This is a genomic window from Halorussus pelagicus, assembly GCF_004087835.1.
Lineage (GTDB): Archaea > Halobacteriota > Halobacteria > Halobacteriales > Haladaptataceae > Halorussus > Halorussus pelagicus.
In genome coordinates this window covers 683769-702759 of record NZ_CP035119.1, presented here as the reverse complement: position 1 = coordinate 702759, position 18991 = coordinate 683769, and the positions used below count along the sequence as shown (strand labels likewise).

20 protein-coding genes and 2 tRNA genes are annotated in these 18991 nt (G+C 64.5%); 13 read left to right on the top strand and 9 right to left on the bottom strand.

Going from position 1 to position 18991, the window contains the following annotated elements; all coding sequences use genetic code 11:
- Window positions 1–43: 43 nt before the first annotated feature.
- Window positions 44–865 (bottom strand): NAD(+)/NADH kinase, encoded by an 822-nt coding sequence (locus EP007_RS03590; protein ID WP_128476346.1) that lies wholly within the window; start codon window positions 863–865, stop codon window positions 44–46.
- A 60-nt stretch (window positions 866–925) separates the two neighbouring features.
- Between EP007_RS03590 and EP007_RS03585 the strand changes: the two genes are divergently transcribed.
- From EP007_RS03585 to EP007_RS03570, 4 genes are all read left to right on the top strand, one after another.
- Window positions 926–2359 (top strand): KaiC domain-containing protein, encoded by a 1434-nt coding sequence (locus tag EP007_RS03585; RefSeq protein ID WP_128476345.1) that lies wholly within the window; start codon window positions 926–928, stop codon window positions 2357–2359.
- A 148-nt stretch (window positions 2360–2507) separates the two neighbouring features.
- Window positions 2508–2657, top strand: a tRNA-Met gene (locus EP007_RS03580).
- 371 nt (window positions 2658–3028) lie between these two features.
- Window positions 3029–3325, top strand: coding sequence for a hypothetical protein (locus tag EP007_RS03575; RefSeq protein WP_128476344.1), 297 nt, complete (start codon window positions 3029–3031; stop codon window positions 3323–3325).
- A gap of 105 nt (window positions 3326–3430) precedes the next feature.
- Complete coding sequence (locus tag EP007_RS03570; RefSeq protein ID WP_128476343.1) at window positions 3431–4399, top strand: aldo/keto reductase; 969 nt, start codon at window positions 3431–3433, stop codon at window positions 4397–4399.
- Window positions 4400–4426: 27 nt separating this feature from the next.
- Here the strand turns inward: EP007_RS03570 and EP007_RS03565 are convergent, their stop codons facing one another.
- The 5 genes from EP007_RS03565 to EP007_RS03545 form a co-directional block, all read right to left on the bottom strand.
- Complete coding sequence (locus EP007_RS03565) at window positions 4427–5128, bottom strand: hypothetical protein (RefSeq protein WP_128476342.1); 702 nt, start codon at window positions 5126–5128, stop codon at window positions 4427–4429.
- A 102-nt stretch (window positions 5129–5230) separates the two neighbouring features.
- The gene (locus EP007_RS03560) at window positions 5231–5461 is read right to left on the bottom strand and encodes a hypothetical protein (protein WP_128476341.1); all 231 of its coding nucleotides are present in this window, start codon (window positions 5459–5461) and stop codon (window positions 5231–5233) included.
- 97 nt (window positions 5462–5558) lie between these two features.
- Window positions 5559–6485 carry a DMT family transporter gene (locus EP007_RS03555; RefSeq protein ID WP_128476340.1) on the bottom strand — a complete coding sequence of 309 codons (927 nt, stop codon included), beginning with the start codon at window positions 6483–6485 and terminating at the stop codon, window positions 5559–5561.
- A 57-nt stretch (window positions 6486–6542) separates the two neighbouring features.
- The gene (locus EP007_RS03550) at window positions 6543–7055 is read right to left on the bottom strand and encodes a CBS domain-containing protein (protein ID WP_128476339.1); all 513 of its coding nucleotides are present in this window, start codon (window positions 7053–7055) and stop codon (window positions 6543–6545) included.
- A 599-nt stretch (window positions 7056–7654) separates the two neighbouring features.
- Window positions 7655–8305 (bottom strand): reverse transcriptase-like protein, encoded by a 651-nt coding sequence (locus EP007_RS03545; protein ID WP_128476338.1) that lies wholly within the window; start codon window positions 8303–8305, stop codon window positions 7655–7657.
- 131 nt (window positions 8306–8436) lie between these two features.
- On the opposite strand from EP007_RS03545, the gene EP007_RS03540 reads away from it, so the two are divergent.
- From EP007_RS03540 to EP007_RS03510, 7 genes are all read left to right on the top strand, one after another.
- The gene (locus EP007_RS03540) at window positions 8437–10068 is read left to right on the top strand and encodes an ABC transporter substrate-binding protein (RefSeq protein ID WP_128476337.1); all 1632 of its coding nucleotides are present in this window, start codon (window positions 8437–8439) and stop codon (window positions 10066–10068) included.
- Between the two features lie 39 nt (window positions 10069–10107).
- Window positions 10108–11094 (top strand): ABC transporter permease, encoded by a 987-nt coding sequence (locus tag EP007_RS03535; RefSeq protein WP_128476336.1) that lies wholly within the window; start codon window positions 10108–10110, stop codon window positions 11092–11094.
- Window positions 11094–12164, top strand: a complete 1071-nt coding sequence (locus tag EP007_RS03530) for an ABC transporter permease (RefSeq protein WP_128476335.1) — start codon at window positions 11094–11096, stop codon at window positions 12162–12164. The genes EP007_RS03535 and EP007_RS03530 overlap by 1 nt, the downstream gene beginning before the upstream one ends.
- On the top strand, window positions 12164–13432 hold the full coding sequence (locus EP007_RS03525) for an ABC transporter ATP-binding protein (RefSeq protein ID WP_128476334.1): 1269 nt from the start codon (window positions 12164–12166) through the stop codon (window positions 13430–13432). Before EP007_RS03530 ends, EP007_RS03525 begins: the two co-directional genes overlap by 1 nt.
- Window positions 13425–14477 (top strand): ABC transporter ATP-binding protein, encoded by a 1053-nt coding sequence (locus tag EP007_RS03520; protein WP_128476333.1) that lies wholly within the window; start codon window positions 13425–13427, stop codon window positions 14475–14477. The genes EP007_RS03525 and EP007_RS03520 overlap by 8 nt, the downstream gene beginning before the upstream one ends.
- 84 nt (window positions 14478–14561) lie before the next feature.
- Window positions 14562–15110: a peptidylprolyl isomerase gene (locus tag EP007_RS03515; protein WP_128476332.1), complete on the top strand. Its 549-nt coding sequence runs from the start codon at window positions 14562–14564 to the stop codon at window positions 15108–15110.
- A gap of 123 nt (window positions 15111–15233) precedes the next feature.
- Window positions 15234–15316 (top strand) — tRNA-Leu (locus EP007_RS03510).
- Between the two features lie 386 nt (window positions 15317–15702).
- On the opposite strand, the gene EP007_RS03505 is transcribed toward EP007_RS03510, so the two are convergent.
- Complete coding sequence (locus EP007_RS03505) at window positions 15703–16962, bottom strand: carboxylate--amine ligase (RefSeq protein ID WP_128476331.1); 1260 nt, start codon at window positions 16960–16962, stop codon at window positions 15703–15705.
- Window positions 16963–17148: 186 nt separating this feature from the next.
- Between EP007_RS03505 and EP007_RS03500 the strand changes: the two genes are divergently transcribed.
- On the top strand, window positions 17149–17721 hold the full coding sequence (locus tag EP007_RS03500; RefSeq protein WP_208023525.1) for a DUF5813 family protein: 573 nt from the start codon (window positions 17149–17151) through the stop codon (window positions 17719–17721).
- Window positions 17722–17723: 2 nt separating this feature from the next.
- Here the strand turns inward: EP007_RS03500 and EP007_RS03495 are convergent, their stop codons facing one another.
- Together EP007_RS03495 and EP007_RS03490 are read right to left on the bottom strand one after the other, a co-directional pair.
- Entirely contained in the window at window positions 17724–17954 is a 231-nt protein-coding gene (locus tag EP007_RS03495) for an Lrp/AsnC family transcriptional regulator (RefSeq protein ID WP_128476330.1), read from the bottom strand.
- Window position 17955: 1 nt separating this feature from the next.
- A complete protein-coding gene (locus tag EP007_RS03490; RefSeq protein WP_128476329.1) occupies window positions 17956–18651 on the bottom strand; it encodes a potassium channel family protein in 696 nt (231 codons plus the stop codon).
- An 81-nt stretch (window positions 18652–18732) separates the two neighbouring features.
- Between EP007_RS03490 and EP007_RS03485 the strand changes: the two genes are divergently transcribed.
- On the top strand, window positions 18733–18963 hold the full coding sequence (locus tag EP007_RS03485; protein ID WP_128476328.1) for an Lrp/AsnC ligand binding domain-containing protein: 231 nt from the start codon (window positions 18733–18735) through the stop codon (window positions 18961–18963).
- The last annotated feature ends 28 nt before the right edge of the window (window positions 18964–18991 follow it).

The window sequence follows — 18991 nt, the reverse complement described above, 5'->3', positions numbered from 1 at the left end:
TCCTTACGAATCCGTGGGATTAGGGCTTTCCTTTCCGGAAAGTTCAGTCGAGCTTTCCGAGCGCCCGGAAGAAGTCGCTCGACGGTTCGGCGATGTGGGTCGGTTCCTCCGTCGGGGAGACCCGCACTCGTTCGGGGAACTCGACTCGCTTTCTGGTGCTGTCGGCGCTCACGTAGCCGAACTCCGCGCCCGTCGCGCGGATTTCGACCGCGCTGTCCTCCGGCACGACCAGCGGCGGCATCGATTCGGCGGCGCACATCTCGGTGACGACGAGCGCGTCCGTCTCGGGATGGACGAGCGGACCGCCCTCGCTCAGGTTGTACGCCGTGCTTCCGGTCGGCGTCGAGACCAACACGCCGTCGCCGTGTCCGGTAGTGAACACGCGGTCGTCCACCCGGACCTCGTAGTCGAGACCCTCGCCGTGGCCGCGCTGGGGTCCCTGAACGACGATTTCGTTCAGCGCAGGGTGGACCGACCAGTCGCCCTCGCCCTCGGCCCGAAGGCGGGGCACGTCCCGCGAGGGAATCGTGTCCGTCTCTCGATAGCCCGCGACGACCGCCTTGACGGTCTCAACCGCGTCGTCCGGCGCGACGCCGTTCAGGAATCCGACCTCGCCCAGGTTGACGCCCAGAATCGGCGTCGCTCCCGCGCCGCGGGCCGCGAAGAGGAACGTCCCGTCGCCGCCGATGGAGACCACGAGGTCGCAGTCGTCCATCTCGTCCACGGGGTAGCCCTCGCGGTCCAACTGCTCGGCAGTCGCGGTGTCCAGACGGACCGACACCTCCTCTGGCAGAGTCTCGCGTATCCGGTCGGCCAACACGGCGGTCTGCGAGTTGCCCTTCTGGGCGACGATGCCGACTCTCATCGTCGGTAGTTCTCCCCCGGTGGTGAAAAGTCCGCCGACGCGACGCCGAGAAACATTGAAATGCGGCCAGTCCGAGGTGCCGGATATGCGACGCGCTCGACCGACGAGGAGGTGGGTCTCGTGACCGAGGACGACGACTGGTTCGAGCGCGCACTCCGCGAGGAGGAGAGCGAGGAGTCCGAGGAGAAAGCGGAGACAGAGGGAGAAGATTCCGAACGCGGGGAAGAAACTGAAACGTCCAATTCCTCCGAAGTCGCGGACCTCGAATCCGGTACCGACCCCGACGACCAACCGGGAGGGTTCGCTGGCGCACCTGACCCCGAAACTGATGACGGAGCGGCCTTTGGGACGGGAGACGAGACTGAAGACTTCGGAATAGAGGACGATGGAACCGAAGGCTTCGGAATGGATTCGGACGCCGGTTTCGAGACGGATGAGACCGACTCGGGCGACACCGGCGGGCAGTCGTCGGCCAGCGAGTCCACCGACTCCCAAACGTCGGCGAGCGAATCCGCCAGTGGCGGATTCGCGGACGCCGACCCCTACGACGACGGCGACGACGAGGGACTCTTCGACGAGGACTTCGCCAGCGCGTTCGAGAGCGCGCCCGGCGGCGGCGGTCCGGAGGGCGGCGTAGACTCCGGCGGCGGTGGCGGGTTCGGCGTCGATACGTCAGAAACCGAGTCGGGAGGCTTCGGCGGCGGAGGGGGCGAGTTCGGCATGGGCGGCGACGACTTCGGCGGCGGCGAACCCTTCGAGGACGACGCCTTCGACGACGAGGAGTTCGAGTCGTCGATTCCCCGCATTGACGTGGGAATTGAGGGTCTCGACAGCATGATACAGGGCGGCGTCCCCGAGCGTTCACTCATCACGACCATCGGGTCGGCGGGAACCGGGAAGACGACCTTCGGTCTCCAGTTCCTCCACGAAGCCCTCGTGAAGGGCGAAAACGCGGTGTTCATCACGCTCGAAGAGAGCCACGACCGCATCGTCAACACCGCGACCGAGAAGGGGTGGGACTTCGACGAGTACGAGGAGGAGGGCAGTCTCGCGGTCATCGACTTGGACCCCATCGAGATGGCGAACAGCCTCACCTCCATCCGCAACGACCTGCCGCGACTCATCGAACAGTTCGGCGCGACCCGCCTCGTCCTCGACTCGGTGTCCCTGCTGGAGATGATGTACGACGAGCAATCGACCCGCAGGAACGAAATCTACGACTTCACCAAGAGCCTGAAAGACGCCGGAGTGACGACGATGCTCACCAGCGAGGCCAGCGAAGACACCGCCTACGCCTCCCGACACGGCATCATCGAGTACCTCGTGGACGCCGTGTTCATCCTGCGGTACATCCGGTCGGGCGATGACTTCCGGGAGACGCGGCTGGCCGTCGAAATCCAGAAGATTCGGGACGCGAACCACTCTCGGGAGATCAAGCCCTACTCCATCACGAACGAGGGCATCAGCGTCTATCGACAGGCGAACATCTTCTGATTGATTCTCCGTCTAAATTCTCCGCGCCGACCCACGGACGGTGGGAAACTGTACTGAAACGTTCCTAACCGAAACCACCGTGTTTCGCAGTCCCGAAGCGGGGGAAGATGAGAACTTTAAAGAGTAACACCCCCCTACTCGAAACTGAGCCCGGGTGGCTTAGCTGGACATAGCGCCGCACTCATAGGGTTACTGAGATTCGGTGCTCAGGCCTTGGAAGCCTCCCATGCCCGAGAGGCCCGCCGAGCCTCGTACCTGGGTCATGCGGAGATCGAGGGTTCGGAGCCCTCCCCGGGCACTTTTCGACGCTCGTTTACGTTCCGAAGGAACTCCTGTATCCGACCAGAACGTCGTGCCCTGTCATCTCCGCGACGTGGTCGGTGCCAACACAGCAACCCCTCGGTTCGAGATAACTATTGGTACTGCTTGTTTCGGTACAAGCGAAGCCTGCGTCCCCCATACTCCCGCCGAGCGGATGAGTAGTTCCAACCTCCGTAAGGAAAGAGAAAAACTCTAAGAATCGGTTTTAAATTTTATAAATCCCTTAGGGCCTGTTTTGAAAGATACTTTTTTGCGGGTTCGCCGATAAACTATTCTGAAATCGCGCTAACGCTCGGCCCGTTATATGACCCTCCCGGTCGAAGGAGGTATCGAGGTCGAGATGTCCCCATGACCGAATCCACCCTCCAAAACGAAAACAACTCCGCCGTCGGCTCCCCCGCAGAGACCGGTGAGGCGACCGCAGGGCGCACCAAGCTTGCGACCCTGTACGACCGCTATCAGGACCACACGCTGACGACGCCCGTCGAAGTCCTCGGCTTCTGGTCGGCCGTCGCGCTTCCGTTCCTCTACGTGCCGCTGCTGTTCAACGGCATCTCCTCGCAGGGCGAACTGCTCACTTTCGTCGGTCTGCTCGCGTTGAACGTGGCGGCCCTCCTCGCTGGACATGGCCACAAGCGCGAGTGACGAACGCTTCGGCCCTCCCTCTCTCACGCTCTCTATCGCTTGCGTTCTTGATACTCCTCGACCGAAAGGACGGATTTAACGGCTCGCCGCCGGAAGCGTCGGCGTATGGAACTCGATACGGTCTCGCTCGGTCCGACCGGGACGACGGTCAGCGAACTCGCGTTCGGGACGTGGCGCTTCGGCCGAGAAGACGACGAGGGGAACGTCGAAATCGGCGAGAAGCGCGCCCACAAGCTCCTCGACGCCTACGCCGACGCGGGCGGGAACTTCATCGACACCGCCGACATGTACGGCGACGGGCGGAGCGAGGAGTTCATCGGCAACTGGCTGTCCGACCGCGAGCGCGAGGACTTCGTCGTCGCCTCGAAGATTTACTGGCCGACGCGCGACGACCCGAACGGACAGGGCCTCTCGCGCAAGCATCTCCAGAACAACATCGATGAGATTCTGGAGCGTCTCGGAACCGACTACGTGGACCTGCTCTACATCCACCGCTGGGACGACGAGACGCCCGCCGAGGAGTTCATGCGCACGCTCGACGAGTTCGTGCGCGACGGCAAGGTCAACTACCTCGGAACCTCGACGCTCGACCCGAACGCGTGGAAGGTCGCTAAGGCCAACGAACTGGCGGACAAGCGCGGCTACGAACCGTTCAAACTCGCCCAGCCGCGGTACAACCTCGCCAACCGCGAAATCGAGGGCAACTATCTCGAAATGTGCGCCGACTACGACATCGAGGTCGTCCCGTGGAGTCCGCTCGCGGGCGGATTCCTCACTGGGAAGTACAACCGCGGCGAGAAACCGGCGGAGGGAACCCGCGGCGCGACCGACCAGCAGTTCCGCGACTCGTATCTCACCGCGGAGAACTTCGACGCGTTGGAGGCTGTCGAAGCCGTCGCCGAGGAAGTCGGTGCCAGTCCCGCACAGGTCAGCCTCGCGTGGCTGACCGACCACGAGCAGGTCACGGCACCCATCGTCGGCGCGCGCACGGTCAAACAGTTGGAGGAGAACCTCGCGGCCACCAACATCGACCTCTCGGCCGAGCAGTTTCAGCGACTCGCCGAGGCGAAGTGACGAGCGCCGGAGGCGACTTGCCCGACGTTACGGGTCGGTCGTGACGACGCCGTCTGCGCCTTTTGTTGCGGCCACCACTATCTCGCGCGATTCGCCGCCCGGTTCGAGTATCGTCACCGTGTAGACCAGCGAGTCGTCTCGGGTCCCGAGCGCGAGTTTCGTAACGCTCGAATTTTCAGGAGCGGCCTCGGTTTCGTTCAGGGCGACCCGAACGGCCTCGATTCCGGACCGAAGCGAACTCGCGTTGCGCGCCTCGTCGGGGACGCCGTCGTCAGAGCCGAGCAGGTCGTCGAAAAAGCCGTCGCTCTCGTTTGACGCTTCGACGCCGATAACCGTCTGGTTGCTCGCGTAGACCTCCGCCACGAGTCGCGTGCCGTTGGCCGCTAACACGTTGAGTTCGTAGACGAACGTCGATTGGGCCAACTCGCTGTTTCCTTCGCCGGTGAGGCGCGCGCCGACGACGGTGCCGTTCGTCCGGTTCTCTACGGTTCGCATCGCATCGAAGGTCTGATTCGGGGAGACCGTGGTGTCGTTGCCGTCGCTCTCGTTCTGCAGTCCGACTGCCCCGACTGCCCGGTCGGCAGTGTCGGCGTCTGGTTGTAGCGTCTCGTCGCTCGCTCCGGCGTCGAACGCGCCAGCGACGACACCCCCAGCGACGGCACCGACGACGAGCAACACGCCGAGTCCGACCGCAACGAACGTGGACCGCCTGATAATGAATGCGCTCATCGAGCAGAGAACTACCGGAGTCGGTTCAAAAGCGGTTGTGGCCACACATCCACCACCGAGCGCGGCCGACAGCAACTCTCCGTCAGCGGACTCCGAGTCCAGTCATCGCTCGCGCAGATACAGCGGCAGCAACAGCGCGAGACCGAGAACCGAAACCGCCGGGTGCGAGAGCAGTTGCACGTCGAAGAAGTAGAGCGCGCTGTTCGCGGCGACGACGCTCAGACCGACGACGAAGAGTACAGTTGCGGTCCGCGAGCGGGCCGGGTTCGACCGGTCTCGCCCGATTTCGTCCCGTTCGGGCGCGAATCCGGTGAAATCGTTCCGTTCGGTCATTTGTCGGTGGTGTTCGTCGCGCCCTCAAAGTCCTTCTGGTCCGGGCAGTCCGTCGTCGGGTCGCGGGTGACCGTCGTTTCGGAACCCCGGCCGACCATCAGCGCCGGGTCACGACGGCGCGGAGTTTCGGGAGTTCGCTGGCCAGCGTCTCGCGCTTCAGTAGACAGAATCCCGCGAAGATGACGAGGAAGCCCGCGACCGTCGTGAGGTCGATGCTCTCGCCGAGGAACCACCACCCCGAGAGCGCCGCGAAGACGGGCGCGACGTAGGAGACGAAGTTGATTTCGATGGGACCGAGTCGCTCCAGTAGGTCGAAGTAGACGAGGAACCCGAGCGCACTCGCCGCGATGGAGAGGTACGCTATCGCCCAGATAGCCTCGGGCGTCCAGCGGACCGCGGCCAGCGACTCGCTCGGCCGGGCGAAGCTAACGGCGTGCATCAAAAGTGCGCCGAGGACCATCGACCACGCCTCCATCGTCTCGATGGGGAGTTCGACGTCGATGCGGCGGGTCAGGACGCTCCCGAGCGCGAACGACCCGGCGGCGGCGAACACGAGCACTTGCCCCACCGCATTCGAGGTCACGAGGTTGTTCGGATTCGGGTCGCTCAGGACGACCACGCCGACGAGTCCGAGGAGGAGTCCCGCGATACCCGCCGGGGTCAGTCGCTCGCTCGGGAGAAAGAGACGCGCGAACCCCGTCGTCAGGACGGGACTCAGGCTAACGATGACGGCGGCGACGGCGCTGGTCGTGTACTGCTCGCCGACGAACAGAAAGGCGTGGTAGCCCGCAATCAGGAGCGTTGCGCCGACTGCAACTAACTGCCACTCGCCGCTGGTTCTGGGTCGCCAGCGGTCGGTGGCGTAGACGGCGTAGGCCAACATCAGTACGCCCGCGATGTCGTAGCGAATCGCCGCGAAGAGAACCGGCGGGAAGTAGGTGAGTCCGGCCTTGATGGCCATAAATGCCGACCCCCAGACCGCGGCCAATGCGACGAACAGCGCGACGTTCCGGTATCTTCTCACGGTCGGACTGGCTTCCCCCAAAGCCTGAACGTTTCGATGGGTACCGAGGGTTGCCGGTTACGAGACCGATTTTTCGCCCGCGCGTCGCTCGTCGCGGACCGCCCGAAGCACGTCCTGTCGGGCCACGATGCCGAGGAGTTTCCCCTGCTCGTCAACGACTGGCAGGCGGTTGATATCGCGCTCGTCGTCCACCAGCAAGTCGAGAATGCGGTCGAAGTCGGTGTCGGGAGCGACCGTCACCACGTCGTCGGTCATGACGGTCCGAACCGGCTTGTTTGCGTGTTTGAGCAGGTCGAGTTCGGTGTCGAGGTCGTCCCACGAGAGGTCGATGGCGTACTCCAGCGTTTCGAGGAACGGCGGAAAGCCGATGGGAATCCACAGCGTCCGGTCGCTCGGTTGGAACATGTGGACGAGGTCGTGTTGGGTGACGATGCCGACCACGCGCTCGTCGTCGTCCACGACCGGGAAGCCGTTGAACTCAGCGCTCCCGAGGCGAGTCAGCACCTCGCTGATTTCGTCGTCTTCGTGGACCGTCTCTACGTCGTCGGTCATCAGGTTGCGAGCGTTCATACTCGGACCCTGTGGGCGGCGGGCCGTATCATTTCCGGTCGCGCGACAGATTCGGCGTCGAGTCACCGTCGAACGAGACGGTGCGCTGTTCGACGCCGTCTTCATGCGCGACGGGGGTGTGGGAAACCATCCCGAATCGGACGAACGTTTACCTACCGGAACGAGACCAACTCGGCGCGTGCCCGTTCGTCCCCTCGCTCGCGCGATTGGACCGACGCGCCCGCTACTCGCGGCGCTCGTCGTTTACGTTTCCCGATGCTTCGACCAATGTTTACGCCGTTTCCGACCGTCTCCGCGGTCATGTGGAACCACGAGACGTGCGTGTGCGAGGCGTGTGGGGAGTCGTTCGAGTCCGAATCGGAACTCCGCGGACACGTCTACGCCGTGGGTTTGGTCGAGTAGGCCGTCCCACGATTCGCGTCTGCGCTGTCGAATTCGAAACTCGGTAGCGCCCGACTCTCTGGGGAAACCGCCCCCGAACGGCCGACGAGCTTTGCGCGGTCGCTGTCCGCGGATACCGATAGCGACAGCCACATCGACCGCGGGCCAGCCAGCGACTGCGAGTCCGTCCGGTCGTGAACTGGATAGTCACGGAGCCGTCAGTCGCTTGCCCGCGAATCACCAGTTTGCCGGTCTGCCCGCGAGGGCGGTGGAATCTGGGCCTCGCTGGAGGTCGTGCGCTCGGGCAGGAGACACCGGTCCGACTCGCGGTTGACGTGCGCGAACTCCTCGGGCGCGTTCGCCAGCGCGTGAGCGGGGTTTTGGCCGCTTTCGAGGACCGCGGCCCGGATTTCGCCGAACCGAGAGACTCGCGCCCGAATCCCGCGCCAGTGGTGTTCGCCCGCGGGTGGCACCGACAGTTTCCGCGGCGGCGTGTTGTCGGTCCGACGAGTCGCCAGCGCCGCGCTGTTGACGTTGGCCGCGAGGTCGTCGTGGTCCACGAGGACGCCGACGCGCGCGCCGGTCGGCGCGCGCGCCGCCAGCACGTCGAGTCCGAGGTGGAGCGCACGATACTCGGCCACGTTGTTGTCGGTGACCGATTCGTCGGGGACCGAGAGGCGAGCGACCCGCTTACCGTCCCGCGTTTCGATGATGGCACCCAGTCCGCCGTCGTCGCTCTGGAGGCTGTACGAGCCGTCCGTGGCGACGTAGAAATCGCGGTGATGCGTCCGCGGCGGGTGGGCGATGTGGGGCGTGGGCGATTCGTCGAACAGTGCCCGGAGTGGAGAGGAGCGGCCGTGAACGGCCATATATGAGCTACCGGTCCGGTGTAACTTAAACTTACGGCTGCAAATCACGGGAGGGCAGAGCGGACCTCGAGACCGGCGAATGGTGTGGTACACCACAGCATATTTATGATAGAGTAGCTGTTGTAGTGGATATGGCGCACGACGAAGGTCCATCTCGACGGAAGTTTCTGACGGCTGCCGGTGCCGCGGCCGCGACCGCTTCGGTCGCGGGGTGTACCGGCGGTGGCGGTCAGGAAACGACGACGACCGAGACGGATACGACGACGGAAGGAACCGAAACGACCGAAGAGAACGGCGGCGACGGCGAGGAGTTTGCGGTCACCATCACGCAGGGCCAGATGCCCTCGACGCTGGACCCGCAGAACCACCGCGAGACGCCGACGGACAACGTGGTTCTCCACGCCTACGAGGGTGTACTCGGCCGAGAACAGGACGGGACAATCGTCGAGAAGTTGGCGACGGCTTACGAACGCCAAGAGCCGGGGCGCATTCGATTCACCATCCGGGAGGGCGTCACCTTCCACAACGGCGACCAGCTAACGCCACAGGACGTGGCGTTCAGCATCAACCGCATCGTTCAGGAGGACGTTGGCATCGCTAGCCCCCAGTCCGACCAACTCGCTGGCGTCACGGGTGCGGAAGTCGTCGATGGCGAGCGCGCGGTAGACGTGATGTCCGACGGCATCAACCCCGTCGTGTTCTCGCTGTTTGCGACTTACTGCGACGTGATGCAGCAGTCGTGGGTGCAAGAGCGCTCGAAGTCCGAAGTCGCCCAGCAGATGAACGGCACCGGACCGTTCCAACTCGAAGAGTACCAGTCCGACGTGAAAGTCGAGTTCTCCAACTACGAGGACTACTGGCGGGAACCGGCCGCAGTCACGTCGCTGACGTTCCGTGCGGCCTCGGAATCGAGTACGCGCGTGAACCAACTGGTGGAGGGCGAGACCGACATCGTCGTCAACGTCCCGCCCCAAGACGTTTCGCGGGTCCGGAACTCGGGGAGCGCCAAAATCAGCGCGGCCCCGAGTACGCGGGTCATCTACAACGCGATGAAGTACAACGTCGAACCGTTCTCCAGCCCGAAGTTCCGCCGCGCGATGAATCACGCGGTGAACCTCGACAGCATCATCGAGAACGTCCTCTCGGGATTCGCCGACCCGACAGGCCAGCCCACGCTCGAAGGCTTCTTCGGATACAACTCAGACGTGAACCCGTACCCGTACGACGTGGAGCAGGCCGAACAACTGGTCGAGGAGAGCGGCCACGCCGGAGCCTCCATCACGCTCCACACGCCGGTCGGTCGATACCTCAAGGACCTCGAAGTCGCGCAAGCGGTCGCCAACCAGATCGACCAGCTCTCGAACGTCTCCTGTTCGGTCCAACAGCGCGACTTCGGGACGCTCGCGGGCGAACTCACCGACGGGAATCTGGAGACGAGTCCGGACTTCTACCTCATCGGGTGGGGCAACGCGACGTTCGACGCGAGCCAGACCATCATCCCGCTGTTGACCACCGACGGCGCGCTCAGTTCATACAGCAACGAGGAGGTCGATAGCATGATGGAGCAGGCCCAGAGTCAGGGCGACCAGGACCAACGCGAGCAGACGCTCCAGTCGGTCAATCAGACGCTCCACGACCAAGCGCCGTGGATATTCCTGAACCGCCAGTACAGCGTGTACGGAGTCCAGAACCGGATTCAGTGGCAGGCCCGCCGCGACGAGCGAATCGACGCCTACGCGATGGCACCCGCCGACGGACAGTAAGTCTCAACTCATGTTTTCGCTTCGACGGAGTGATGGCTAATGTCGATGGGACGATTCTTACTCAAGCGTAGCGCACAGGGAATACTGGTCGTCTGGGGCGTCGTAACGGTGGTGTTCGGACTGCGATACGTGACGCCGGGCAACCCGATTACGTTCGTCGCGCCGCTGGACGCAAGCCAAGAGTTACGCCAACAGATAGCCACGGAATTAGGTCTGAACAGACCCTTCTACGTCCAGTATTTCGACTACCTCCTCAACCTGTTACAGGGCGACATGGGCTACTCCTACATTCGGGGCGTCGAGGCAAGCGGTCTCATCTTCGCTCGCCTCCCGGCTACCCTCGAACTGGCGGTCGCCGCGAGCATCGTCGCCGTGGTAATCTCGATTCCGCTCGGCGTTATCTCGGCCACGAGGCGACACGAACCCGCCGACTACGCCGCGACCAGTTTCTCGCTCGTCGGCATCTCGACGCCGAACTTCTGGCTCGGCATCATGCTGGTGCTGATTCTGTCGGTCCAGTTCAGCCTGTTCCCGACGAGTCGCCGGGGTATCGGTCTCTACCCGGCGCTGACGATGCTGGTGACGCAGTTTCAGGTCTCGGGACTGATAACGTGGCTCAACCACATCACGCTCCCGGCGATTACGCTCGGTACCTACTTCACCGCGCTCATCACGCGACTGACTCGGAGCGGGATGCTCGACGAACTCGGCAAGCCCTACGTCCGCTCGTCGCGGGCGAAGGGACTGCCCGAGACGTTGGTTCGGTACAAGCACGCGCTCCGGAACACGCTGATTCCGGTCATCACCGTGCTTGGACTCCAACTCGGGACGCTCATCGGCGGCGCGGTCATCACCGAGGCCGTCTTCGCGTGGCCCGGACTGGGAACCCTGCTCATCAACGCCATCAACGCCCGCGACTGGCCGCTGATTCAGGGGTCGCTCATCGTCATCGGAATGGGATTCGTCGTCATCAACATCTTCGTTGACGCGCTGTACGCCTACATCAACCCGCAGGTGGTTCACTAATGGTCGGACCGATAGAGAGACTCTTCGAGGCGTTCTGGAACGGACTCAAGCGGGGCGTCTCCCCGCGAACAGTTCGGAATCTTCGGAAGGAGCTTCGCCAGAGCGCACTGGCGAAAATCGGTATCGTCGTCGTGGTCGCAATCGTGCTGGTGGCGCTGTTCGCACCCCTAATCGCGCCCCACAACCCCACGAATCAGAATTTGGAGCAGTCCCAACTTCCCCCGCTCGGGTTCAGCCAAACGTCCACCGAGACCAGTTCCGAGATGGTCAACGGGTCGATAGAGGTCGTCAACGAGACAGTCACGGTGTCGGCGACGCCGAAGTACCCGCTCGGAACCGACTCGCTCGGCAGGGACATGCTCTCGCGGGTCATCTACGGCGCGCGGACCTCCCTATTGGTCGGTCTCCTCGGGACGCTCATCGCCGCGTCGGTCGGCGTCACCGTGGGACTTGCCGCTGGCTACTACGGCGGGAAAGTGGACGACGCGCTGATGCGGAGTGCCGACATCATGCTCGCGTTCCCGTCGCTCGTGTTGGCCGTCGCGCTGGTCGGTCTGTTCGGCAGGGCGGTCGTTGACTTGCCCGACCCGCTCGTACAGGCGGGTATCGCGCCGAACATGCCCGAGACGTTCGCGTTACCGGGGACGGTCATCATCGTCGTCGGACTCGTAAACTGGGTGTGGTTCGCCCGCGTCGCCCGCGGCGAGGCGTTGTCCATCGAGGGCCAAGAGTACGTCAAGGCCGCCCGCTCGGTGGGTGCGAACGACGGCTTCATCCTTCGCAAGCACATCCTGCCCAACAGCGTGACACCCATCCTCGTGCTGGCGACCATCCAAATCGCGGCCATCGTCCTGCTGGAGTCGGCGCTGTCGTTCCTCGGCTTCTCGGGGACTAGCCTCTCGTGGGGCTTCGACATCGCGCAGGGCCGGGATTATCTGGCGTCGTCGTGGTGGATTTCGACGGTGCCCGGCGTCGCCATCGTGCTGACGGTCATCGGCATCAACCTCGTGGGCGACTGGCTTCGTGACGCCTTGGACCCCGGTATCGAGGGCGAAGGAGGTGGCGTCTGATGGCTGATGACCTCCTGCGCGTCCGGGACCTCTCGACGCGCTTTTTCACCGAGGACGGACAGGTCAACGCAGTCGAATCCGTTGACTTCGACGTGCGCGACGGCGAAGTCTTCGGCATCGTCGGCGAGTCGGGGTCGGGCAAGAGCGTGACCGCGCTCTCGGTCATCGACCTCGTGGAGTCGCCGGGCCGCGTCACCAGCGGCGAGGTCTGGTACCGCAATTCGGACCTCGCTGAGGAAGTCCGAGACGACACCCCGGAGGCAGTGGACGGCGAGTTCGTGGACGTGCGTCGGGTGCCCGAGAACGTCCGGCGGTCGCTCCGCGGGCCGTCGTTCAGCACCATCTTTCAGGACCCGATGAGCAGTCTGAACCCCTCGCTGACCGTCGGCGAGCAGATAGCCGAAGCGGTCGAGGTCCAGCGCCGCGCGCGCTCGAATCCGCGTTCGACGCGCTCGCGCACGCAGGGGTTCGGACTCACTGACCTGCTTACGAGTGCGGTCCTGCCGTCGCGGAGCTACGTCAGCGAGGAGAGTCGGGCCGAGGCCATCGACCTGCTCGAACAGGTCGGCATCCCCGACCCGGCCGAGCGCGCCGACGAGTACCCCCACGAGTTCTCGGGCGGGATGCTCCAGCGCGCGATGATAGCCCAAGCCCTCGCGGGTGAACCCGACCTGCTCATCGCCGACGAACCGACGACGGCGCTCGACGTGACGATTCAGGCCCAGATTCTCGACCTCCTGCGCGACTTGCAGGAGGACACCGGGATGAGCATCATGATGATTACGCACAACCTCGGCGTCATCGCCCGGATGTGCGACCGAGTCGGCGTGATGTACGCCGGAGAAATAGTGGAGCGGGGCACGCTCCAAGACGTGTTCGACGACCCGGTTCACCCCTACACGCAGGGGCTACTCGGTTCGATTCCCGACATGGACGAACCCGCGCCCCGACTCCAACCCATCGAGGGCAACGTGCCGGACCTCTACGACGACGAGATGGAAAACCGATGTTACTTCGCCGACCGCTGTCCGAAAGCGATGGAGGAGTGTCTGAACCACCCCCCGGAGTTCGACGTGGAGACTGGAGACCCCCGAGACGGGACGACCGAGACCGGAGAACACGGCGCTCGGTGCGTTCTCGCACGGCGCGAGTACGACCCCTCGCAGGCGCTTCCCGACGACTACTTCAAGAGCGACGCGCGACGCGCCGCGGACCGCGCGGGCGAGGAACCAGCGAGCGAAAACGAGGAGGTGAGCGCGGATGACTGACCCGCTCGTTCGCGTCGAGGACCTGCACAAATACTACTTCGAAGGGGACAACCTCACCGACCGACTGCTCGGTCGAGAACCAGAGAGCGTGCAGGCCGTCGATGGCGTGAGCTTCGAGGTGCGGGAAGGCGAGACGCTGGGTCTGGTCGGTGAGTCGGGATGTGGCAAGTCCACGACGGGCGAGACCCTGCTCAAACTCCGGGAACCGACCGACGGAAAAATGTACTTCGACGGCGAGAGCGTCTTCGAGAAGGACGACCTCACCGAGTTCCGCAAGCGCGCGCAGGTCGTCTTTCAGGACCCCTTCTCCAGTCTCGACCCGCGGATGACCGCGGGTGAAATCGTCCGCGAACCCCTCGACGTTCACGGCATCGGCACGAAGGCCGAGCGCCGCGAACACGTTGCGGACCTGATGGAGCGAGTCGGTCTCTCGGCCGGACAGGTTGACCGCTATCCCCACGAGTTCTCGGGCGGTCAGCGCCAGCGCATCGGCATCGCCCGCGCGCTCGCGCTCGAACCGGACTTCATCGTCTGCGACGAACCGGTGTCGGCGCTGGACGTGTCGGTGCAGGCCCAGATTCTGAATCTCTTGGAGGACTTGCAGGAGGAGTTCGGTCTGACCTACCTGTTCATCGCTCACGACCTGAGCGTCGTTCGGCACATCTCCGACCGCGTGGCCGTGATGTATCTGGGCGAAATCGTCGAGGTCGGTCCCGTCGAGGAGATATTCGAGAACCCCGGCCACCCCTACACCGAGGCCCTGCTGGAGAGCGTCCCGCGAGCCGACACCAGCGAGCAGGGGCGGCAGGTGGACACGCTGGCAGGCGACGTGCCGTCGCCGCGAGACCCGCCCGCTGGCTGTCGATTCCACACGCGCTGTCCGTACGCCCGCGAGGCCTGCACGCAGTCGTCCCCCGAGGACTACGAGGTCGAAGATGAAGACCACCGGGCGGCCTGCTTCCGGCAGGTCGAGTCCCACGAGTATTGGGACAGTCCGCCGCTCGAAACCGACGAGCAAGTGGCCGAACAGGTCGCCGACGACTGACGAGGGCGTCGCGCGGTCGGCGCTCGCGCCCGGTCTCGGGATTCGTCCGGCACCGTTATCCGTCCAGCGACCCTTCTCGCAGGCATGGCAGACGACCTAACCGCGACGCTGTACACGACGCACGGCGACATCGAAGTCCGACTGTTCGACGAGCGCGCGCCGAAGACCGTCGAGAACTTCGTCAATCTGGCGACACACGACCCCGCCGCGAACGACGACCCCGCGCCGGAGACGCCGACGTGGAAGGACCCCGAGTCCGGCGAAGTCCGCGGCGACGCGCTCTACAACGACGTGCCCTTCCACCGAATCATCGAGGACTTCATGATTCAGGGCGGCGACCCGACCGGCACCGGCCGCGGCGGTCCCGGCTACGAGTTCGAAGACGAGTTCCACGACGAACTCCGCCACGACGGCGCGGGCGTCCTCTCGATGGCCAACAGCGGTCCCGACACCAACGGCTCGCAGTTCTTCATCACTCTCGAAGCCCAGCCGCATCTGGACGACCGCCACGCGGTCTTCGGCGAGGTAATCGACGGAATGGACGTTGTCGAGGAGATCGGCGACGTTTCGACCGACCGCAACGACAGCCCCAACGAGGACGTGACGCTCGAACGCGTCGAAATTCACGACTAACCGACGCTATCGACGTTTCGAACGCCCGCTCGGACGCCGAACGACGGTCACGGCTCTGTCCGTTTCCTTTCGGCCCGCACAGACCGAAACCCACTTCGGGGAGAGTCGTCAATCTGCTCCTGAGCGAGGGTTGCCGAGCGGCCAAAGGCGGCGGGCTTAAGACCCGCTCTCGAAGGAGTCCATGGGTTCGAATCCCATCCCTCGCATTTCTCTCGACGCGCGACGCCGCGAGCGCCCCGTGCGCTCGCAAGCCCAGCGCGTCGTGAAAATTGAACCGGATGGATTCGAAGTAGACCAGTCGCACGCCCGCGCAGGCCGTAGGCCGAGCAGGAACGTCTGGGCGTGGTTCGAATCCCATCTCTCGCATACGACCTTTTTATTGCGAGCGCAGTCGCCGTCGGCGACTGCGCTCGATAAAAAGCTCGATCAAAAAGCACTGCGCTCCTCCCGCCGCTCACTTCGTTCGCTCTCGTCGTCGCTTGGCCCGCTCGCTCACTCCCTTCGGTCGTTCGCTCGCGGTGAACTGCTGGTGCGTACTCGTGGATGAATCGCTGGTGCGTACTCGTGGATGAACCGCCACCACTCCAACCGACTACACGTCCGGAGCGGTCGTCGCGTCACCGTCCGAGTCCGGCGAAAGGACGCCCCGAAGCGACCCGCCAACCGACGAGACTTGATTGAGCGCGTCCCGAACGAACGGTCCGGGGTCGTCCAGCGTCAGGTAGTCGAAGTTGGGTTGGCGCGCGACCGACTCGGTGACCTCCCGAACCTTCGCCGAGAACGACGGCGGGTTCTCGTAGGGGAACTCCTCGGTGAGGACGCTGTGGAGGTGGACGGCTTCGCCGCGCAGGAGGTGGGTGGCGACCCCCGTCTCGTAGTCGTCGCTCGGGGCGACCGACTCGCCGCTCGCCAACTGCCAGAAATACTGCGGGAAGTCGAGACCGGCCCTGACCGGACACGACAGCGAGACCCAGAAGCGGGGGTTGATTTCGAGGAGCGTGAACTCCCCCGTCTCCTCGTCCTTGACAAACTGAACCGACGCGGGACCGTGCCAGTCGAGTTCGTCGAGGAGGGCGCGCCCGGCCGCCTCCAGTTGCGGGTCGTCGGTGGTCTCACGGCAGATGCTCGTCCCGCCAGCCCACGAGTACGCTCGGCGCTGGCGTTTGCCGCAGGTCGCCACCGGGTCACCCTCGTCGTAGAGTGCCCACAGAGCGTACTCGTCGCCCGGCACGTACTCTTGGACGATGGGGACGTGACCGCTCTCCGCCCGAATCGCCTCGCGGTCGGGTTCGACGCCGGACCGGAGGTACCGCGTCGAACCGCCGAACCGATACTGGTCGGGCGAGAACGAATCGACGTAGGCGTCGGTCAACACCGTGTAGCGCGCCTTGACTATCTGCTTTCGGGTCCAGTCCTCGACTTCGTCAAGGAGTCGCGTCTCGGGCACCGCGACCCCGGCCGACTCCGCCGCCTCGACCAGTCGAAGTCGGTCCTGAGCGTCCGCGAGCGTCTCCATCGTCGGCCAGACCGGATCGAGATGCTCGGCGAACTCCGACCGATACCGCGAGAGGACGTACGTATCCATCTCTTGGAGCGGGAAGACGGTGCGTACCGACGGCCGACGGGCGAGCGAGAGGAGCGCGTCTTTGTACGCGACCACGTCGTCGCGGTACGACGGGACGCGGACCGCGTCGTCGCAATACTTCGAACGAAACGCGGGGGGCGTGTCGCGGAACGACGCCGCGATGGTCCGGATGCCGCGCCGACCGAGCGAGCGCAGGACGCAAGTGGAACTCGCCGAATCGACCGCGGGGACGACGACTGCCCCGCTCGTTGAACGCTGTGTCTTCATGCGTTAGCCGTCCGTTTCCACCGGTTAAAGTATGGGCCGGGTAGGCTCCACCGAACTCGGCGTAGGGACCGCCTGACGGTGCTTCGACCGGAGCGAACAGCGACGAGAGACGACGCGTCTCGGTCGTTCGGACCGGACGGCGGCCAGTCGAAACCTCCATTTCCCCGAGTCCATTACGGAGACCTAATGACCGACGAGCGAGTCGAGCGCGCGTTCCGACAGCATCCCGATTTCGAGCGAATCGACGACAGCCGGTTCGAGACGCCCGAGAAACCGTTTCCCGGCGTCGTCGCCGCGAGCGAGGCGGCAGGCGACGGCGATGCGACGAGCAAGTACCGCATCGAGGTCCGGACGCCGATGCTCGACGCCGTTGTCGAGGGCGAGGAAGTCGCCGAAGTGGTCGAAGACGGCTGGTTCGAGACGCTGGAGTTGCGACTCGGAGACGCTCACACCGTCGCCAACGCCGACGCCGCGCCGCCCGAAATCGAGCGCGAAGGCGAGGAGGTCGTCGTGACCGTCGAGTTCGCGTCCTCGGACCCCGAGCAGGCCGTCGAGGACGCGCTGGCGGTCGTCGAATACGTCGAGGGGACGTGGGTGCAGGGTATCATCCCCGGCTACGACTACCGGGAGCCAGCGGCGAGTCTACGTCAAAACGCTCGCCAGAACGACGACGAAGACGGGTCGGGCGGGTCGTCGGGACCCGGCAGTTCCGGTGGCCCGACCGGTCCCGCCGGAGGGTCCGGCGGCGCGCCGCTCTAAACTCAGTCCATTGCGATGTAGGTCTGGGTGTTCTCGACGCCCTCGACGCCCTGAATCCCGTCCGCCGCGACCGCTTTCACGTCTGCGGTCGAGTCCACGTCGAGTTTAGCGACGATGTCCACGTCGCCCGCGACGATGTGGGCGTCAACCACGCCGTCGAGGTCCGTGATGGCATTCTTGAGCCTGTCCGCCTCGCCCGTGTTCGCTTTGACCATAACGTACGCTGTGACCATGTTAGTTGCCTCCCGTCATTGCTTGGGCGCTCGCTCTGCTGGCGTCGCCGACCAGAATCTGGCGCACGTCCTCCAGCACCTCGAAGTCGGCGAGAACCGCCAGTCTGTCCCCGACCTCTAGCGAGTCGTCGGGGAGCGGGATGCCCATCGCCTCGTCGGCTTTCCCGAACGCCAGAAGTCGGGAGTCGGCCGGAAGCGAGAGTTCGCTGATGGTGTAGCCCTTCACCGGCGATTCGTCGGTGATGGTGAGTTCCACGACCTGTAGGCTCTGGGCGATGTCGGCGATGGCGCGGATGTTGCCCCCGAGCAGGGCGTTTTTCGCGCCGATTGCGCCGAGGCGCTCGGGGTAGACAACCTCGTCCACGTCGCTGGCGAACTTCCGGTAGATGTCCTCCCGGTAGTCCTCGTCGATTCGCAGGACCGTCCGGCAGTCGTAGTGCTTGCCGACCATGCACGCCGCGAAGTTGACGTTGAGGTCGCCGGTCAGCGCGCCGACGGCATCGGCGGAGTCGAGGTCGGCTTGGGTCAGCACGTCCTCGCGCCCGCCGTCTCCCTCGATGACCTCGAAGTCGTCGTTCCGGGCGCGCTCGACCTTGTTGGCGTCGCGCTCGACCAGCGTGACCTCGTGGCCCTCCTCTCGAAGGACGCGCGCGGTCCGGAGTCCGACCCGACCCGAGCCGATGATAACGAATCGCATGGTAGTGCTTACGCGACACTGCCTGAATAACTTTTCTCCCCCCAAAGGTTTTTCTCGTATGGTACTGAACCACATACCGAGATGGTTCACGCGTTTATCATGGTGAAAACCGCCGCCGGGCGCTCCGAAGACGTGCTGGCGGGAGTCCGCGAACTGGACCGCATCTCCGAGGCCCACGTCGTCGCTGGCGAGTTCGACGTTATCGTGGAGGCCGACGGCGACGAGGTCTACGACGTACTACAGGTCTCCTCGTCGGACATCTCGGGGATGAACGGGGTCGCGGACACCAAGACGTACATGGCAATCGACTGAGCGCGGTCGGGTTTCCGCGACGCGCTCC

Excerpts from the sequence above, each read along its gene's own strand:
- EP007_RS03590 (WP_128476346.1), bottom strand. The coding sequence starts at position 865 with ATGAGAGTCGGCATCGTCGCCCAGAAGGGCAACTCGCAGACCGCCGTG.
- EP007_RS03585 (WP_128476345.1), top strand. The coding sequence starts at position 926 with ATGCGGCCAGTCCGAGGTGCCGGATATGCGACGCGCTCGACCGACGAG.
- EP007_RS03575 (WP_128476344.1), top strand. The coding sequence starts at position 3,029 with ATGACCGAATCCACCCTCCAAAACGAAAACAACTCCGCCGTCGGCTCC.
- EP007_RS03570 (WP_128476343.1), top strand. The coding sequence starts at position 3,431 with ATGGAACTCGATACGGTCTCGCTCGGTCCGACCGGGACGACGGTCAGC.
- EP007_RS03565 (WP_128476342.1), bottom strand. The coding sequence starts at position 5,128 with ATGAGCGCATTCATTATCAGGCGGTCCACGTTCGTTGCGGTCGGACTC.
- EP007_RS03560 (WP_128476341.1), bottom strand. The coding sequence starts at position 5,461 with ATGACCGAACGGAACGATTTCACCGGATTCGCGCCCGAACGGGACGAA.
- EP007_RS03550 (WP_128476339.1), bottom strand. The coding sequence starts at position 7,055 with ATGAACGCTCGCAACCTGATGACCGACGACGTAGAGACGGTCCACGAA.
- EP007_RS03545 (WP_128476338.1), bottom strand. The coding sequence starts at position 8,305 with ATGGCCGTTCACGGCCGCTCCTCTCCACTCCGGGCACTGTTCGACGAA.
- EP007_RS03540 (WP_128476337.1), top strand. The coding sequence starts at position 8,437 with ATGGCGCACGACGAAGGTCCATCTCGACGGAAGTTTCTGACGGCTGCC.
- EP007_RS03535 (WP_128476336.1), top strand. The coding sequence starts at position 10,108 with ATGTCGATGGGACGATTCTTACTCAAGCGTAGCGCACAGGGAATACTG.
- EP007_RS03530 (WP_128476335.1), top strand. The coding sequence starts at position 11,094 with ATGGTCGGACCGATAGAGAGACTCTTCGAGGCGTTCTGGAACGGACTC.
- EP007_RS03525 (WP_128476334.1), top strand. The coding sequence starts at position 12,164 with ATGGCTGATGACCTCCTGCGCGTCCGGGACCTCTCGACGCGCTTTTTC.
- EP007_RS03520 (WP_128476333.1), top strand. The coding sequence starts at position 13,425 with ATGACTGACCCGCTCGTTCGCGTCGAGGACCTGCACAAATACTACTTC.
- EP007_RS03515 (WP_128476332.1), top strand. The coding sequence starts at position 14,562 with ATGGCAGACGACCTAACCGCGACGCTGTACACGACGCACGGCGACATC.
- EP007_RS03505 (WP_128476331.1), bottom strand. The coding sequence starts at position 16,962 with ATGAAGACACAGCGTTCAACGAGCGGGGCAGTCGTCGTCCCCGCGGTC.
- EP007_RS03500 (WP_208023525.1), top strand. The coding sequence starts at position 17,149 with ATGACCGACGAGCGAGTCGAGCGCGCGTTCCGACAGCATCCCGATTTC.
- EP007_RS03495 (WP_128476330.1), bottom strand. The coding sequence starts at position 17,954 with ATGGTCACAGCGTACGTTATGGTCAAAGCGAACACGGGCGAGGCGGAC.
- EP007_RS03490 (WP_128476329.1), bottom strand. The coding sequence starts at position 18,651 with ATGCGATTCGTTATCATCGGCTCGGGTCGGGTCGGACTCCGGACCGCG.
- EP007_RS03485 (WP_128476328.1), top strand. The coding sequence starts at position 18,733 with ATGGTTCACGCGTTTATCATGGTGAAAACCGCCGCCGGGCGCTCCGAA.